At 56.1% G+C, this 15237-nt stretch carries 13 protein-coding genes; 7 read left to right on the top strand and 6 right to left on the bottom strand.

Annotated elements, in window-relative coordinates; genetic code table 11:
- Positions 1-11 precede the first annotated feature (11 nt).
- On the top strand, positions 12-671 hold the full coding sequence (rluA, locus tag V1566_RS06440) for a bifunctional tRNA pseudouridine(32) synthase/23S rRNA pseudouridine(746) synthase RluA (protein WP_028015484.1): 660 nt from the start codon (positions 12-14) through the stop codon (positions 669-671).
- A 29-nt stretch (positions 672-700) separates the two neighbouring features.
- Here rluA and djlA read toward each other — a convergent pair whose 3' ends face one another.
- Positions 701-1516 carry a co-chaperone DjlA gene (djlA, locus tag V1566_RS06435; RefSeq protein ID WP_008502016.1) on the bottom strand — a complete coding sequence of 272 codons (816 nt, stop codon included), beginning with the start codon at positions 1514-1516 and terminating at the stop codon, positions 701-703.
- Positions 1517-1755: 239 nt separating this feature from the next.
- Here djlA and lptD point away from each other — a divergent pair, with 239 nt between their 5' ends.
- From lptD to apaH, 6 genes are read left to right on the top strand one after another with little or no spacing between them, the layout of a single operon-like run.
- A complete protein-coding gene (lptD, locus tag V1566_RS06430; RefSeq protein ID WP_395305382.1) occupies positions 1756-4125 on the top strand; it encodes an LPS assembly protein LptD in 2370 nt (789 codons plus the stop codon).
- A 53-nt stretch (positions 4126-4178) separates the two neighbouring features.
- The gene (gene surA, locus V1566_RS06425; protein WP_063143323.1) at positions 4179-5465 is read left to right on the top strand and encodes a peptidylprolyl isomerase SurA; all 1287 of its coding nucleotides are present in this window, start codon (positions 4179-4181) and stop codon (positions 5463-5465) included.
- Positions 5465-6451, top strand: coding sequence for a 4-hydroxythreonine-4-phosphate dehydrogenase PdxA (pdxA, locus tag V1566_RS06420; RefSeq protein ID WP_029740873.1), 987 nt, complete (start codon positions 5465-5467; stop codon positions 6449-6451). Before surA ends, pdxA begins: the two co-directional genes overlap by 1 nt.
- Positions 6448-7269 carry a 16S rRNA (adenine(1518)-N(6)/adenine(1519)-N(6))-dimethyltransferase RsmA gene (gene rsmA / locus V1566_RS06415; protein ID WP_395305381.1) on the top strand — a complete coding sequence of 274 codons (822 nt, stop codon included), beginning with the start codon at positions 6448-6450 and terminating at the stop codon, positions 7267-7269. The genes pdxA and rsmA overlap by 4 nt, the downstream gene beginning before the upstream one ends.
- Before the next feature lie 3 nt (positions 7270-7272).
- On the top strand, positions 7273-7650 hold the full coding sequence (gene apaG, locus V1566_RS06410) for a Co2+/Mg2+ efflux protein ApaG (RefSeq protein WP_148243653.1): 378 nt from the start codon (positions 7273-7275) through the stop codon (positions 7648-7650).
- A 4-nt stretch (positions 7651-7654) separates the two neighbouring features.
- A complete protein-coding gene (apaH, locus tag V1566_RS06405; RefSeq protein ID WP_047646615.1) occupies positions 7655-8503 on the top strand; it encodes a bis(5'-nucleosyl)-tetraphosphatase (symmetrical) ApaH in 849 nt (282 codons plus the stop codon).
- Positions 8504-8542: 39 nt separating this feature from the next.
- Here apaH and folA read toward each other — a convergent pair whose 3' ends face one another.
- The 5 genes from folA to carB all read right to left on the bottom strand — a co-directional run bounded on the left by folA (position 8543) and on the right by carB (position 15226).
- Positions 8543-9022, bottom strand: a complete 480-nt coding sequence (gene folA, locus V1566_RS06400; protein ID WP_008502023.1) for a type 3 dihydrofolate reductase — start codon at positions 9020-9022, stop codon at positions 8543-8545.
- A gap of 114 nt (positions 9023-9136) precedes the next feature.
- Positions 9137-11002: a glutathione-regulated potassium-efflux system protein KefC gene (kefC, locus tag V1566_RS06395; protein ID WP_395305380.1), complete on the bottom strand. Its 1866-nt coding sequence runs from the start codon at positions 11000-11002 to the stop codon at positions 9137-9139.
- Complete coding sequence (gene kefF / locus V1566_RS06390) at positions 10995-11525, bottom strand: glutathione-regulated potassium-efflux system oxidoreductase KefF (protein WP_395305379.1); 531 nt, start codon at positions 11523-11525, stop codon at positions 10995-10997. Before kefF ends, kefC begins: the two co-directional genes overlap by 8 nt.
- A 103-nt stretch (positions 11526-11628) precedes the next feature.
- On the bottom strand, positions 11629-11862 hold the full coding sequence (locus V1566_RS06385) for a YgdI/YgdR family lipoprotein (RefSeq protein WP_023310357.1): 234 nt from the start codon (positions 11860-11862) through the stop codon (positions 11629-11631).
- 139 nt (positions 11863-12001) lie between these two features.
- A complete protein-coding gene (gene carB, locus V1566_RS06380; RefSeq protein WP_024907428.1) occupies positions 12002-15226 on the bottom strand; it encodes a carbamoyl-phosphate synthase large subunit in 3225 nt (1074 codons plus the stop codon).
- Between the last annotated feature and the right edge of the window lie 11 nt (positions 15227-15237).

Raw genomic sequence — 15237 nt, 5'->3', positions numbered from 1 at the left:
CGGAGCGCAAGATGGTGATGGAGCCTTACAATCCGCCGCAGGATCCCTGGCTGGTCATTCTGTATCAGGATGAACACATTATGGTGGTCAACAAGCCCAGCGGCCTGTTGTCCGTGCCGGGGCGTCTGGACGAGCACAAAGACAGCGTGATGACGCGCATTCAGCGCGATTATCCGCAGGCGGAGTCCGTCCATCGCCTGGATATGGCCACCAGCGGCGTGATTGTGGTGGCGCTGAATAAAGCCGCGGAACGCGAGTTAAAGCGCCAGTTCCGCGAGCGCGAGCCGAAAAAGCAGTATGTCGCCCGCGTCTGGGGCCACCCCGCGCAGGCAGAAGGGCTGGTGGATTTACCGCTGATCTGCGACTGGCCGAATCGGCCAAAGCAGAAGGTGTGTTATGAAACCGGCAAGGCCGCGCAGACCGAGTATGAAGTGCTGGAGTACGCGCCGGATAATACCGCGCGCGTCCTGCTGAAGCCGATTACCGGACGTTCACACCAGCTGCGCGTGCATATGCTCGCCCTGGGTCATCCGATTCTGGGCGACCGCTTTTACGCGCCGCCTGAAGCGCTGGCCTTAGCGCCACGTCTGCAGCTGCACGCGCAGACGCTCACCATCACCCATCCGACCTTCGGTAACGCGATGACGTTTAAAGCCCCGGTGGACTTCTAAAAAAAAGCCCGACATCGTCGGGCTTTTTCTTATTTGAAACCTTTCTTCTCTTTAATGAGCTCGTACGCCTTCTGGATTTCCTGCGCTTTTTGCTTCGCCATCTCCATCATTTCTGGCGGCAGGCCTTTCGCGACCAGTTTGTCCGGATGATGCTCGCTCATAAGCTTACGATAGGCACGTTTAATCGTGGTCTGATCGTCAGAGGGCTTTACGCCAAGCACGTTGCAAGCATCTTCCAGCGTCGGACCACGCTGCGCCTGCTGCCAGGCTCCACCGGACGACTGCTGGTGATAGCCACCGCCAAACTGCGCCCCGCCCTGCATCATGCGCAGGAACTGGTCGAACTGCATGCGGGAGATGCCTAGCTCTTCCGCAATGACGTACAGCACATCTCGTTCATTAGGGTGAAGCGAACCGTCGGCGAAGGCCGCCTGGATTTGAATTTCCAGAAACATCCGAATTAAATCAAAACGTCCAAAACAGATGCTGCGGAACTGACGCATTTTTTCGCGAAGCGGATAATTATCCGATTTACCGATGCGAAACGCATTTTGCGCTTCCAGACGGGAGTCGCCGTGCAGGTTCATGCGATCCATAAAGACGCTGGCAATCTGAATATCGGCTTCTGTGACACGCCCTTTGGATTTGGTTAAATGCCCCATCACCTCAAAGGTGGTGGAGAAAAAGAGTGACTGACGCTCGCGCTGATTGGCAAACCAGGCCATTTTGCGGCTGCGCGCCTTATCAAACATGTGGCCGATAATAAGCCCAAGCACAATCCCCCAGAACCCGGCCCCCATGATGATGGCGAACGCAACGCCGATTATTTTACCCCAATACTGCATATACTCCCCGGATAGTCATATTCCTGGCCGACGCAACGTCATCATCACTGTGTTCAAGTCACGGTCAATTGAAGGACATCGCCTATAATTTGCTTTATCATACTCGTCATTCGATAGCGAGCCTAACACTCTGGCACGCAAACGGGCAGGATTAACGCTGGTACTGCGCAGATGAGTAAGATAGTCTCTGAGCGTTTGTAAGCCGTAGCCACTGATGACGGAACAATAAAATACAACGTATGAAAAAACGTATCCCCACCCTCCTGGCCACAATGATTGGCACCGCCCTGTACAGTCAACAGGGGCTGGCGGCCGATCTCGCCTCGCAGTGTATGCTTGGCGTCCCAAGTTATAATCGCCCACTGGTGAGTGGCGATACAAATAGCTTGCCGGTAACCATTACTGCCGACAGTTCGAAAGGGACTTACCCTGACAATGCCACGTTCACGGGCAATGTTGATATTAACCAGGGTAATAGCCGCCTGCAGGCAGATGAAGTGCAATTGCACCAGAAGCAGCCGGAAGGTGCGGCCGAGCCGGTACGAACGGTGGATGCGCTGGGTAATGTGCACTATGACGACAATCAGGTCATCCTGAAAGGTCCGAAAGCCTGGTCAAACCTGAATACCAAAGATACTAACGTCTGGAAAGGTGATTACCAGATGGTGGGTCGCCAGGGGCGCGGTGACGCAGACCTGATGAAACAGCGCGGTGAAAACCGCTATACGATCCTGGAAAATGGTACGTTCACGTCATGTCTGCCGGGTTCAAATACCTGGAGCGTGGTCGGGAGCGAGGTTATCCATGACCGCGAAGAACAGGTCGCAGAGATCTGGAACGCCCGCTTCAAGCTGGGTCCGGTGCCGATATTCTACAGCCCTTATCTGCAGCTTCCCGTGGGTGACAAACGTCGCTCCGGTTTCCTGATCCCGAATGCCAAATACAGCACGTCGAACTACTTTGAGTTCTACCTGCCGTATTACTGGAACATCGCGCCAAACATGGATGCGACGATTACGCCGCACTATATCCACAAGCGCGGTAACATCATGTGGGAGAACGAGTTCCGCTATCTGACCCACGCCGGTGCGGGTCTGATGGAGTTGGATTATCTGCCGTCGGATAAAGTTTTCCAGGACGAGCATCCGACCGAAGGCGATAAACACCGTTGGTTATTCTACTGGCAGCATGCCGGGGTGATGGATCAGGTGTGGCGCTTTAACGTTGACTACACCAAAGTGAGCGATTCGTCTTATTTTAATGACTTCTCGTCCAAGTACGGCTCAAGTACCGATGGCTATGCCACGCAGAAATTCAGCGTAGGCTATGCGGTGCAGAACTTTGATGCAACCGTCTCGACCAAGCAATTCCAGGTCTTCTCTGACCAGTCCACGCCTACATATGGTGCAGAGCCACAGCTGGATGTTAACTGGTATCAGAATGATGTGGGTCCATTCGATACCCATGTCTACGCTCAGGCAGTGCATTTCGTTAACACGGATTCGGACATGCCTGAAGCAACGCGTGTTCACCTTGAGCCGACGATCAATCTACCGTGGTCTAACGACTGGGCAAGCCTGAATACCGAAGCCAAGTTGATGGCGACTCACTATCAGCAAAAAAATGTTGATAATTACAATGCAACCAACAATGCTCATCTGGAAGAGTCGGTCAATCGAACGCTGCCGCAGTTCAAAATGGACGGCAAGCTGATCTTCGAGCGTGATATGGCCCTGTTGGCGGATGGTTATACCCAAACGCTTGAACCGCGTATGCAGTATCTGTATGTGCCGTATCGCGATCAGAGCAAAATTCAGAACTACGATTCTGCTTTATTGCAATCTGACTATAGTGGTCTGTTCCGTGACCGTACTTACGGCGGCCTTGACCGCATCGCGTCCGCTAACCAGTTAACGACCGGCGTCACAACACGTGTTTATGATGATGCTGCCGTTGAACGTTTTAACGTTTCTGTTGGTCAAATCTACTATTTCACCGAGTCTCGCACGGGCGATGACAACATTCAGTGGGAGAAAGACAACAAAACAGGATCGATAGTTTGGGCGGGAGATACCTACTGGCGTATGACTGACCGTTGGGGCCTGCGTGGCGGTGTACAATATGACACTCGTCTCGACAATGTTGCTAACAGCAGTGCTGCCATAGAGTATCGTCGTGATGAAGATCGTATGATTCAGGTTAGTTATCGTTACGCTAGCCCAGAATACATTCAGGCAACGCTACCGAAAAGCAATGACCAGAACAGCATCAACTACTGGAAATTGCCACAATATGCGGATGGTATTTCTCAGGTCGGTGCGGCAGCGAGTTGGCCAATCGCCGACCGCTGGTCAATCGTAGGCGCGTACTACTTCGACACCAACGCCAATAAAGCTGCTGACCAGATGGTCGGTCTGCAATATAACTCCTGCTGTTACGCGCTGCGTGTCGGTTACGAACGTAAGCTTAACGGCTGGGAAAACAATCAGAGCAAATACGATAACGTGATTGGCTTTAACTTCGAGTTACGCGGCCTGAGTTCCAACTACGGTCTGGGTACACAGAAAATGCTGCGCTCGAATATTCTGCCGTACAGTAGCGCCTTGTAATGTGCTTGATTTGCAACGTAATCCGCTTTGCGGTTAATTGAAATGGAAAAAGTATGAAGAACTGGAAAACGCTGCTGCTCGGTGTCGCTATGGTTGCGAATACCAGCTTCGCGGCCCCCCAGGTTGTTGATAAAGTCGCGGCTGTGGTTAACAACGGCGTCGTGCTTGAAAGTGACGTTGATGGTCTGATGAAATCGGTGAAGCTCAATTCGGGCGAAGCTGGTCAACAGCTTCCCGATGACGCCACGCTGCGCCACCAGATCCTGGAGCGTCTGATCATGGATCAGATCGTTCTGCAGATGGGGCAGAAAATGGGTGTGAAGGTCACTGACGAGCAGCTCGATCAGGCGATCGCTAACATCGCGAAGCAGAACAATATGTCTTTAGACCAGATGCGCAGCCGTCTGGCCTATGACGGCATCAGCTACGCCACCTACCGTAACCAGATCCGTAAAGAGATGCTGATTTCGGAAGTGCGTAACAACGAAGTACGTCGCCGCGTCACGATCCTGCCTCAGGAAGTGGACGCGCTGGCAAAACAGGTGGGTAACCAGAACGATGCGAGCACAGAGCTGAACCTGAGCCACATTCTGATCCCACTGCCAGAGAACCCAACGTCCGATCAGGCTGCGGAAGCAGAAAGCCAGGCGCGTTCTATTGTTGAACAGGCGCGTAACGGCGGCGACTTTGGCAAGCTGGCAATCACCTACTCCGCTGACCAACAGGCGCTGAAAGGCGGCCAGATGGGCTGGGGACGTATTCAGGAGCTGCCATCCATCTTTGCCCAGGCGCTGAGCACGGCGAAGAAAGGGGATATCGTCGGTCCTATCCGTTCAGGCGTGGGCTTCCACATTCTGAAGGTGAACGATCTGCGCGGCCAGAGCCAAAATATCTCCGTTACCGAAGTTCACGCTCGCCACATTCTTCTGAAACCGTCACCGATCATGACTGACGATCAGGCGCGTGCGAAGCTGGAACAGATCGCAGCAGACATTAAGAGCGGCAAAACCTCGTTTGCGAAGGCCGCAAAAGAGTTCTCTCAGGATCCAGGCTCTGCTAACCAGGGCGGCGATCTGGGCTGGGCGGCTGCGGATATTTACGATCCTGCCTTCCGCGACGCGTTGATGAAGCTGAACAAAGGCCAGATCAGCACGCCGGTTCACTCTTCGTTTGGCTGGCATCTGATCGAGCTGATGGACACCCGTAACGTTGATAAAACGGATGCGGCACAGAAAGACAGAGCCTACCGTATGCTGTTTAACCGTAAGTTCTCTGAAGAAGCAGCAACCTGGATGCAGGAACAACGCGCCAGTGCTTACGTGAAAGTTCTGAGCAACTAATGAAACAGCATCGTGTTGTTATCACGCCCGGCGAACCCGCCGGGATTGGGCCTGACCTCGTTGTCCAGCTTGCCCAGCGCAGCTGGCCGGTAGAACTGGTTGTCTGCGCCGATGCAACACTGTTACAAGACCGGGCAACGCTGCTCGGTCTGCCTTTAACGCTCATCCCTTACGTTGAAGGCCAACAGCCTGCACCACAGCAAGCCGGTACGCTCACTCTTCTTTCAGTTCCCCTTCGTACGCCGGTCATCCCGGGCCAGCTCAGCACGGAAAACGGCCATTATGTCGTTGAAACCCTTGCGCGCGCCTGCGACGGTTGCCTGAAGGGCGAATTTGCCGCTCTGATCACCGGCCCCGTCCACAAAGGCGTCATCAACGAAGCGGGCATACCGTTTACCGGGCATACGGAGTTCTTCGAAGAGCGCTCGCATAGCCCGAAAGTGGTGATGATGCTGGCGACGGAGGAGATGCGCGTTGCGCTGGTGACAACCCATCTGCCGATCAAAGCCATTCCTGATGCGATTACCCCTGAACTCCTGCGCGAGATCATCGGGATTTTGCACCACGATCTGCAGACAAAATTTGGGATCCCGCAGCCGCACGTGCTGGTCTGCGGCCTGAATCCGCACGCCGGAGAAGGCGGGCACATGGGAACCGAAGAGATCGACACCATTATTCCGGTGCTCAACGAAATGCGGGCGAAGGGGATGAACCTCAGCGGGCCGCTGCCTGCAGATACCCTTTTCCAGCCGAAATACCTGGATAATGCCGACGCCGTGCTCGCGATGTACCACGATCAGGGCCTGCCCGTGCTAAAATACCAGGGCTTTGGCCGCGGGGTGAATATCACCCTCGGTTTACCCTTTATTCGAACGTCCGTTGACCACGGTACTGCGCTGGATCTGGCAGGCCAGGGGAAAGCGGATGTCGGCAGTTTTATTACGGCGCTTAATCTCGCCATCAAAATGATTGTTAATACTCAATGACTAATCGAGTCCATCAGGGCCACTTAGCCCGTAAACGTTTCGGGCAAAACTTCCTTAACGATCAGTTCGTGATCGAAAGCATTGTCTCGGCTATTAATCCGCAAAAAGGTCAGGCGATGGTCGAAATCGGCCCGGGCCTTGCCGCGCTGACCGAGCCGGTAGGCGAACGCCTCGACGAGCTGACCGTCATCGAACTGGACCGCGATCTGGCCGCACGCCTGCAAACGCACCCGTTCCTCGGGCCGAAGCTGACCATCTATCAGCAGGACGCCATGACCATGAACTTTGGCGAGCTGTCGGAAAAACTGGGCCAGCCGCTGCGCGTCTTCGGCAACCTGCCGTACAACATCTCCACACCGCTCATGTTCCACCTCTTTAGCTATACTGATGCCATTGCCGACATGCACTTCATGTTGCAAAAAGAGGTTGTTAACCGTCTGGTTGCAGGCCCGAACAGTAAAGCGTATGGTCGTTTAAGCGTGATGGCACAATATTACTGCAACGTGATCCCGGTACTCGAAGTACCGCCGTCAGCGTTCACACCACCACCGAAAGTGGATTCAGCGGTTGTGCGCCTTGTGCCGCACAAAACGAAACCGTATCCGGTTAAAGATCTGCGCGTACTGAGCCGCATTACCACAGAAGCCTTTAACCAGCGCCGTAAAACGATCCGTAACAGCCTGAGCAATTCGTTTACCGTTGAGGTGTTAGCCGAGCTGGGGATCGACCCGGCAATGCGTGCGGAGAATATTTCCGTAGAGCAGTACTGTAAGCTGGCTAATTACATCAGCGATAATGCGCCGCCGAAGGAGAGTTAAGCCATGATTGATTCGCCCCGCGTATGTGTCCATGTACAAAGCGTCTATGTTGAATCACAGTCCTCCCCGGACGAAGAACGTTTTGTTTTCGCTTACACCGTGACCATTCGCAATCTGGGGCGGATGCCCGTGCAGCTGCGCGGGCGCTACTGGCTTATCACTAACGGCAATGGCCGCGAAATCGAAGTTCAGGGCGAAGGTGTGGTCGGTGAACAGCCCCACATCGCCCCTGGCGAAGAGTACCAGTACACCAGCGGCGCGGTGATTGAAACGCCGATGGGTACCATGCAAGGCCATTATGAAATGGTCGACGTCGATGGCAATGGATTCCGCGTTGCCATTCCTGTGTTCCGTCTCGCCGTTACAACACTCATTCATTAATCTAATGTCTACATATCTGATTGGCGACGTTCACGGTTGCTACGATGAACTGATCGCATTATTAAAACAGGTCGACTTTACGCCAGGACAGGACACGCTCTGGCTGACGGGCGATTTAGTCGCACGTGGCCCCGGCTCCCTTGAAGTATTACGTTTCGTCAAATCGCTTGGCGACAGCGTGCGCATGGTGCTGGGTAATCACGATCTGCATCTGCTGGCGGTTTTCGCCGGGATCAGCCGCAACAAACCTAAAGATCGCCTTACCCCACTGCTGGATGCGCCGGACGCGGACGATCTGATTAACTGGCTGCGCCGTCAGCCCCTGCTGCAGATCGACGAAGAGAAAAAGCTGGTCATGGCGCATGCCGGGATCACGCCACAATGGGATCTTGAGACGGCGAAAACCTGCGCGCGCGATGTTGAGGCGGTGCTGGCGAGCGACTCGTATCCTTTCTTCCTCGATGCCATGTATGGCGATATGCCGAACCACTGGAGCGAGGAACTTAGCGGTCTGGCACGCCTGCGCTTTATCACCAACGCGTTCACCCGCATGCGCTTCTGCTTCCCGAACGGACAGCTGGATATGTATTCCAAAGAGACGCCGGAAAGCGCGCCCGCCCCGCTGAAACCGTGGTTTGCCATTCCGGGACCGGTGACCAGCGAGTACAGCGTGGTCTTTGGTCACTGGGCTGCACTGGAAGGAAAAGGGACACCGGAAGGGATTTACGGTCTGGATACCGGATGCTGCTGGGGCGGAGAGTTAACCTGCTTACGCTGGGAAGATAAAGCTTACTTTGTGCAGCCGTCCAACCGACAGCTGGACTTAGGAGAAAGTGAGGCCGTTGCCTCCTGATACGTTATCCCCTCTCCCGGCCGGGAGAGGGGAAATCACTTAACGACGTTCCAGAATCTCGAAGCAGTAGCTGTGGGAGTTCTGTGCATCCGCGTCGTGGAATTCGCTGAATACAGATTCCCACTCGTCCGGATCGTAGTCCGGGAAATGGGTATCCCCTTCCACTTCTGCATCAATGTGGGTCAGATACAGCTTCTGCGCTTTTGGCAGGAACTGCTCGTACACGCGCCCACCGCCAATCACCATGATCTCTTCGGCATTGCCGCATGCAGCAATCGCCTCGTCTACTGATTTTACCCATTCGACGCGATCGTCAGTGCCCGGCTGGCTGCTGATAACGATATTCTTACGGCCCGGCAATGGACGACCAATCGACTCCCAGGTCAGGCGGCCCATCACTACCGGCTTGTTTAACGTAGTACGTTTAAACCATGCGAGATCGGCAGGCAGGTTCCACGGCATGGCATTTTCCATACCGATAACGCGGTCCACCGCCAGCGCTGCAATCAGACTGATCATTGAAAATTTCCCGGATGCAAAAAATTGCCGCCACTATACGGAAAGCTTAATCTTTCGTCGACTGGCGGCAGGGTAAAGATAAAGAAATTTTTTAATATTGCTGGCAACTCCACTTCACGCGGAAGGTTTACTCTCGGGCTCGTCAGCCGGATCGCCGGTATGCTTGCCCTCTTCCGTGCCCTGCCAGCCATGGCGCTGGGTAAGCGACAGGTGGTTACGGTCCTCGTTAATGATTTCCGTCAGCATCGCGCTGGTGCGTTTAAACACCGCCGCGCGCTCGGTGGCCGTACTCCCGGCCATCGCCGCCATCTCTTCAATCATCTCGGTATTAAAGCGACGGAACAGGTCCGCCCGTTCGCGCGCTTCATACGCGCCGAGCCCGAGGTTTTCCAGCGCCACGCGGCCAGACTTCAGCGCACCTTCAAACGTTTCACGCTCCGGCGCGTCGACGCCCGCCTGCCGCAGCCGGATGTAGTGATCCACATCGCGCGCGCGGGAAATAATGGTCAGCGCCGGGAAATGTTCTTTTACCAGCTCCACCATCTGCATGCTGGTTTCCGGATCGTCAATGGCGTTAATCAATACCTCGGCTTTTGCCGCCCCGGCGGATTCCAGCAGATCGACGCGAGTCGCATCTCCGTAAAAGACTTTCATATCAAATTTACGCAGGGTATCAACATGGTCGGGGTCGTGATCGAGGATGACCATTTTCACCCCGCTCGACAACAGTAAACGCCCCACGATCTGCCCATAGCGGCCAAATCCGGCGATGATGACGCGCGGCTGCTCCTCGTCAATCTCATCGGCTTCGCGCTCCTGCCCGCTGTCCGATTTTTCCAGGCGCGTCAGCACCACCAGCAGCACAGGCGTCGCCGCCATCGACAGTGCTACCGCCAGCGTCAGCGCTTTCGCCCACTCGGGATCGAGCACGTTTGCCATCTGCGCGGCGCCAAAGACCACGAACGCAAATTCACTCCCCTGCCCCAGCAGCACGGCAAACCAGCGGCGCTGCCTGCCCGGCACGTTCAATGGACGCGCAATCAGCCACAGCATTGCCATTTTAATGACCAGGAAGCCGACGAGCAGGATGACGATCCGCAGCGGGTGCGTCACCAGCGTGCCGAAGTCGACGGACATCCCGACGCCGATGAAAAACAACCCCAGCAGCAACCCTTTGAACGGCTCGATATCGCTTTCCAGCGCGTGACGGTATTCAGAGCTCGCCAGCAGAACGCCTGCGAGGAACGCCCCCATCGCCATCGACAGCCCGGCCTCTTCCAGCAGCAGACCGAAGCCAAATACCAGGAACAGCGCCACGGCGCTGAACACTTCGCGCAGGCCAGAGCGGGCAACAAACCGCAGCAACGGGCGGGTGACGTAGCGACCAAGCAGCACCACCAGCGCCAGCGCGCCCGCCACCTTCAGCGCCGACAGCGCGAAAGCGCCCAGCGTGGTAGAGGAGCCGCTGGCCGCCAGCAGCGGGATCATCGCCACCAGCGGGATAGCGGCAATGTCCTGGAACAGCAGCACCGAGAACGCGCTGCGTCCCATCTGGGATACCGTCAGATTTCGCTCGTTCATCGCCTGCATGGCAATGGCCGTTGAGGAGAGCGCCAGCGTCATGCCGATGAGCTCTGCCACTTTCCAGTCCATACCCAGCAGGATGCAGAACCCGCCCAGCAGCAGGCCGCAGGCAACCATCTGCAGGGCCCCACCGCCAAATACCGAGGCGCGAAGCTTCCACAAGCGCTGCGGGTCGAGCTCCAGGCCAATCACAAACAGCATCAGCACCACGCCAATTTCAGCGAAATGCAGTATCGCTTCGGCATCGGTGACTAAACGAAAGCCCCACGGCCCGATGACGCAGCCAGCAATCAGATAACCGAGAACAGAGCCCAGTCCCAGGCGTACCGCCACGGGTACAATCAGCGCCGCCGCGCCGAGGTAAATCAGCGCCTGTATTAGCGTATGGCTATCCATGGTGCGTCTCCTGCCACTCGAGTAAGCGTTGTTTATAATGGCGAGCTTGCGCCTGTAGCGTTTCATCGTCGCAGACAAACGTACAGTGCATAGCAAAAGGTGGGAGCCAGTTCAGACCACAATAGAGCGCGGTTGCCTGCAGCGGCTGCGCCAGGACGTCAAAACCCGGGAAGGAACCAATATCAAAGTGGCTTTCCCCTCCGCCGGTGGTGACCGCCCACATCAGGCTTTTACCCTTTAGAGCATTGCCGTTGTGACCATACGCCCAACCGTGAGAGAAGACTTTATCAATCCACAGCTTCAGGAGCGGGGGCGTGCTGTACCACTGCATGGGATGCTGCCAGATAATCAGATCGGCACGAGAAAGCGCCTCCTGTTCGGCGGCGATATTGATATTAAAATCGGGATAGAGTTGATAGAGGGAACGTATCTCTACGTTATCAAGCGTCCTTACCTGCTCAAGCATCCGCTTATTCGCATGCGAGTGCTGCGGATAAGGATGGGCATAAATTATCAGAATCATTGATTAGCCTGTGGTTACTGCTCTCTTTTAACAAAAGAGTGTAGTCAGTAATTCAACAGGCTAATAGTGAATATTATTGACGGGCTTACGTCAGAATTCTGAATTAGTTATCCAGCTCGCCCATGGATTTGACCTGGTCACGGTTGATCTGCTCGGTTTGACCGGTTTCGGCGTTTTTGTACGACACCAGACCGGTATCGTCATCCACCTGCGGTTTGCCGTCGGTGACAATGGTTTTGCCATCGGTGGTTTTTACGGCCTGATTAGACGAACAGCCCGCAACGGTAAACATTGTCGTGGCAGCCAGAACGGAAGCGATCAGTAATTTATTTTGCATGGTGTTTTCCCCTGCTCTCAGTTGAATTTCGTTATCGACCTAACCATTTTAGGCTAACTGACTGAAAGCGGATGAAAAACCAGAAGGTTCTGAAGATGGGGAGAATGCCCGGCAACCGAACGGTGCCGGGCATTTTTACTTACTTGCTAATCTGCGCGTGCATTTCCTGCACTGAAATCACCTTCTCGGTGGCATCCGCGTTCAGCGCCATGGCCGTCGCGAAACCGCCGTTCAGGGTGGTGTCGTAGTGCACTTTGTACTGCAGCGCGCTGCGGCGAATCAGCTTGGAGTCTTCAATCGCCTGGCGGCCTGCGGTGGTGTTGATGATGTAGGTGTATTCGCCATTCTTGATACGATCCTGAATGTGCGGACGACCTTCGTGCACCTTGTTCACCAGACGCGGGTTGATGCCGGCTTCGCCCAGCACAATCGCCGTACCGTGGGTTGCATCCAGCTCGAATCCCTGTTTCAGCAGCTTGGCGGCCAGGTCAACCACGCGCTCTTTGTCGCCTTCACGAACGGAGAGCAGCGCACGGCCTGATTTTCTCATGGTAGAGCTACTGCCCAGCTGCGCCTTCGCAAACGCTTCTGCGAAGGTGCGGCCCACGCCCATCACTTCCCCGGTAGAGCGCATTTCTGGCCCTAACAGCGGGTCAACGCCCGGGAATTTGTTGAACGGCAGCACCACTTCTTTCACCGAGTAGTACGGTGGAATGATCTCTTTGGTCACGCCCTGCTGCGCCAGCGTCTGGCCCGCCATCACGCGCGCCGCCACTTTCGCCAGCGGTACGCCGGTGGCTTTGGAGACGAACGGTACGGTACGCGCCGCACGCGGGTTCACTTCAATCAGGTAGACTTCGTTGTCTTTCACCGCGAACTGGACGTTCATCAGACCGCGAACCTGCAGCTCGAAGGCCAGCTTCTGCACCTGCTGGCGCATCACGTCCTGGATCTCCTGGCTCAGGGTGTACGCTGGCAGAGAACAGGCTGAGTCGCCGGAGTGTACGCCTGCCTGCTCGATGTGCTCCATGATGCCGCCAATCAGCACCATTTCGCCGTCGCAGATGGCGTCAACGTCCACCTCTACCGCATCGTCAAGGAAGCGGTCGAGCAGCACTGGCGCATCGTTGGACACGCTTACCGCGGTCTGGAAGTAGCGGCGCAGGTCGGCTTCGTCATAGACGATTTCCATCGCGCGGCCACCCAGCACGTACGAAGGACGCACCACCAGCGGGTAGCCAATCTCTTTCGCCTTCTCAACGGCCATTTCGATGGCGGTGACGGTGGCGTTCGCCGGCTGTTTCAGCTTCAGACGGTCAACCGCCTGCTGGAAACGCTCGCGGTCTTCCGCACGGTCAATCGCGTCCGGGCTGGTGCCGATAACCGGCACGCCAGCTGCTTCCAGCGCGCGCGCCAGCTTCAGCGGGGTCTGGCCGCCGTACTGCACGATAACGCCTTTTGGCTTCTCGATACGCACGATTTCCAGCACGTCTTCCAGCGTTACCGGCTCGAAGTAGAGGCGGTCAGAGGTGTCGTAGTCGGTCGATACGGTTTCCGGGTTACAGTTGACCATGATGGTCTCGTAACCGTCTTCACGCAGCGCCAGGGAGGCGTGTACGCAGCAGTAGTCGAACTCGATGCCCTGGCCGATACGGTTTGGACCGCCACCCAGCACCATAATCTTGTCGCGGTCGACGGACGGGTTCGCTTCGCACTCGTCTTCATAGGTGGAGTACATGTACGCGGTGTCGGTCGAGAATTCAGCCGCGCAGGTGTCCACGCGCTTGTAGACCGGGTGCAGGTCGTACTGGTCGCGCAGCTTGCGGATTTCCGCTTCACGCACGCCCGCCAGCTTAGCCAGACGCGCATCGGCGAAGCCTTTACGCTTCAGCACGCGCAGGAAGTCAGCGTCCAGGCCGGTGATGCCCAGCTCCGCTACCTGCTCTTCCAGACGCACCAGCTCTTCAATCTGCACCAGGAACCAGCGGTCGATGTTGGTCAGGTTGAACACGCCGTCGACGGACAGGCCCGCACGGAAGGCATCGGCGATGTACCAGATACGCTCTGCGCCCGCGTCTTTCAGCTCGCGGCGGATTTTCGTCAGCGCTTCCGGGTCGTCCAGGCTCACTTTCGGGTCGAAGCCGGTCGCGCCCACTTCGAGGCCGCGCAGCGCTTTCTGCAGGGATTCCTGCTGCGTGCGGCCAATCGCCATCACTTCACCGACAGATTTCATCTGGGTGGTCAGACGGTCGTTCGCGCCTGCGAATTTCTCGAAGTTGAAGCGTGGAATTTTGGTGACAACGTAGTCGATGGACGGCTCGAAGGACGCAGGCGTGCGGCCACCGGTGATGTCGTTCATCAGTTCGTCGAGGGTGTAACCCACCGCCAGCTTCGCCGCCACTTTCGCAATCGGGAAGCCGGTCGCTTTAGAGGCCAGCGCGGAAGAACGGGACACGCGCGGGTTCATTTCGATAACAATCAGACGGCCGGTTTTCGGGTTAACCGAGAACTGCACGTTAGAACCGCCGGTTTCCACGCCGATTTCACGCAGTACCGCCATCGAGGCGTTACGCATGATTTGATACTCTTTGTCGGTCAGGGTCTGAGCCGGCGCAACGGTGATGGAGTCACCGGTGTGGATACCCATCGCATCGAAGTTTTCGATGGAGCAGACGATGATGCAGTTGTCGTTTTTATCACGCACCACTTCCATCTCGTACTCTTTCCAGCCAATCAGCGATTCATCAATCAGCAGCTCTTTGGTTGGGGAGAGATCCAGACCGCGTTCGCAAATCTCTTCGAACTCTTCGCGGTTGTAGGCGATACCGCCGCCGGTGCCGCCCATGGTGAACGATGGGCGGATGATGCACGGATAGCCCACGTCAGCCGCGACGGCCAGCGCTTCTTCCATATTGTGTGCGATACCGGAACGCGCGGTGTCGAGGCCGATTTTCTTCATCGCCACGTCGAAGCGGCGACGGTCTTCTGCTTTATCAATCGCGTCGGCGGTTGCACCAATCATGGTCACGCCGAACTCGGCCAGCACGCCCTGACGCTCCAGCTCCAGCGCACAGTTCAGCGCCGTCTGGCCACCCATGGTTGGCAGCACCGCATCCGGACGCTCTTTCTCGATGATTTTACGCACCACTTCCCAGTGAATCGGCTCGATGTAGGTTGCATCAGCCATTTCCGGGTCGGTCATGATGGTTGCCGGGTTAGAGTTCACCAGGATAACGCGGTAACCCTCTTCACGCAGAGCTTTACACGCCTGCGCACCGGAGTAGTCGAATTCGCAGGCCTGGCCGATGACGATCGGGCCAGCGCCAAGGATCAGGATGCTTTTTATGTCTGTACGTTTTGGCATTGTCTTCTCGG

This window comes from Enterobacter sp. ECC-019, assembly GCF_043974075.1.
GTDB lineage: Bacteria > Pseudomonadota > Gammaproteobacteria > Enterobacterales > Enterobacteriaceae > Enterobacter > Enterobacter asburiae_D.
The sequence above is the reverse complement of the archived record's forward strand: the minus strand, read 5'-3'. Positions and strand labels throughout refer to the sequence as shown.

What these genes read in the sequence shown, in the direction of transcription:
- apaG (WP_148243653.1), top strand. Translation starts at nt 7,273, where the DNA reads ATGATTGATTCGCCCCGCGTATGTGTCCATGTACAAAGCGTCTATGTT.
- kefC (WP_395305380.1), bottom strand. Translation starts at nt 11,002, where the DNA reads ATGGATAGCCATACGCTAATACAGGCGCTGATTTACCTCGGCGCGGCG.
- pdxA (WP_029740873.1), top strand. Translation starts at nt 5,465, where the DNA reads ATGAAACAGCATCGTGTTGTTATCACGCCCGGCGAACCCGCCGGGATT.
- rluA (WP_028015484.1), top strand. Translation starts at nt 12, where the DNA reads ATGGTGATGGAGCCTTACAATCCGCCGCAGGATCCCTGGCTGGTCATT.
- rsmA (WP_395305381.1), top strand. Translation starts at nt 6,448, where the DNA reads ATGACTAATCGAGTCCATCAGGGCCACTTAGCCCGTAAACGTTTCGGG.
- carB (WP_024907428.1), bottom strand. Translation starts at nt 15,226, where the DNA reads ATGCCAAAACGTACAGACATAAAAAGCATCCTGATCCTTGGCGCTGGC.
- apaH (WP_047646615.1), top strand. Translation starts at nt 7,655, where the DNA reads ATGTCTACATATCTGATTGGCGACGTTCACGGTTGCTACGATGAACTG.
- V1566_RS06385 (WP_023310357.1), bottom strand. Translation starts at nt 11,862, where the DNA reads ATGCAAAATAAATTACTGATCGCTTCCGTTCTGGCTGCCACGACAATG.
- djlA (WP_008502016.1), bottom strand. Translation starts at nt 1,516, where the DNA reads ATGCAGTATTGGGGTAAAATAATCGGCGTTGCGTTCGCCATCATCATG.
- folA (WP_008502023.1), bottom strand. Translation starts at nt 9,022, where the DNA reads ATGATCAGTCTGATTGCAGCGCTGGCGGTGGACCGCGTTATCGGTATG.
- kefF (WP_395305379.1), bottom strand. Translation starts at nt 11,525, where the DNA reads ATGATTCTGATAATTTATGCCCATCCTTATCCGCAGCACTCGCATGCG.
- lptD (WP_395305382.1), top strand. Translation starts at nt 1,756, where the DNA reads ATGAAAAAACGTATCCCCACCCTCCTGGCCACAATGATTGGCACCGCC.
- surA (WP_063143323.1), top strand. Translation starts at nt 4,179, where the DNA reads ATGAAGAACTGGAAAACGCTGCTGCTCGGTGTCGCTATGGTTGCGAAT.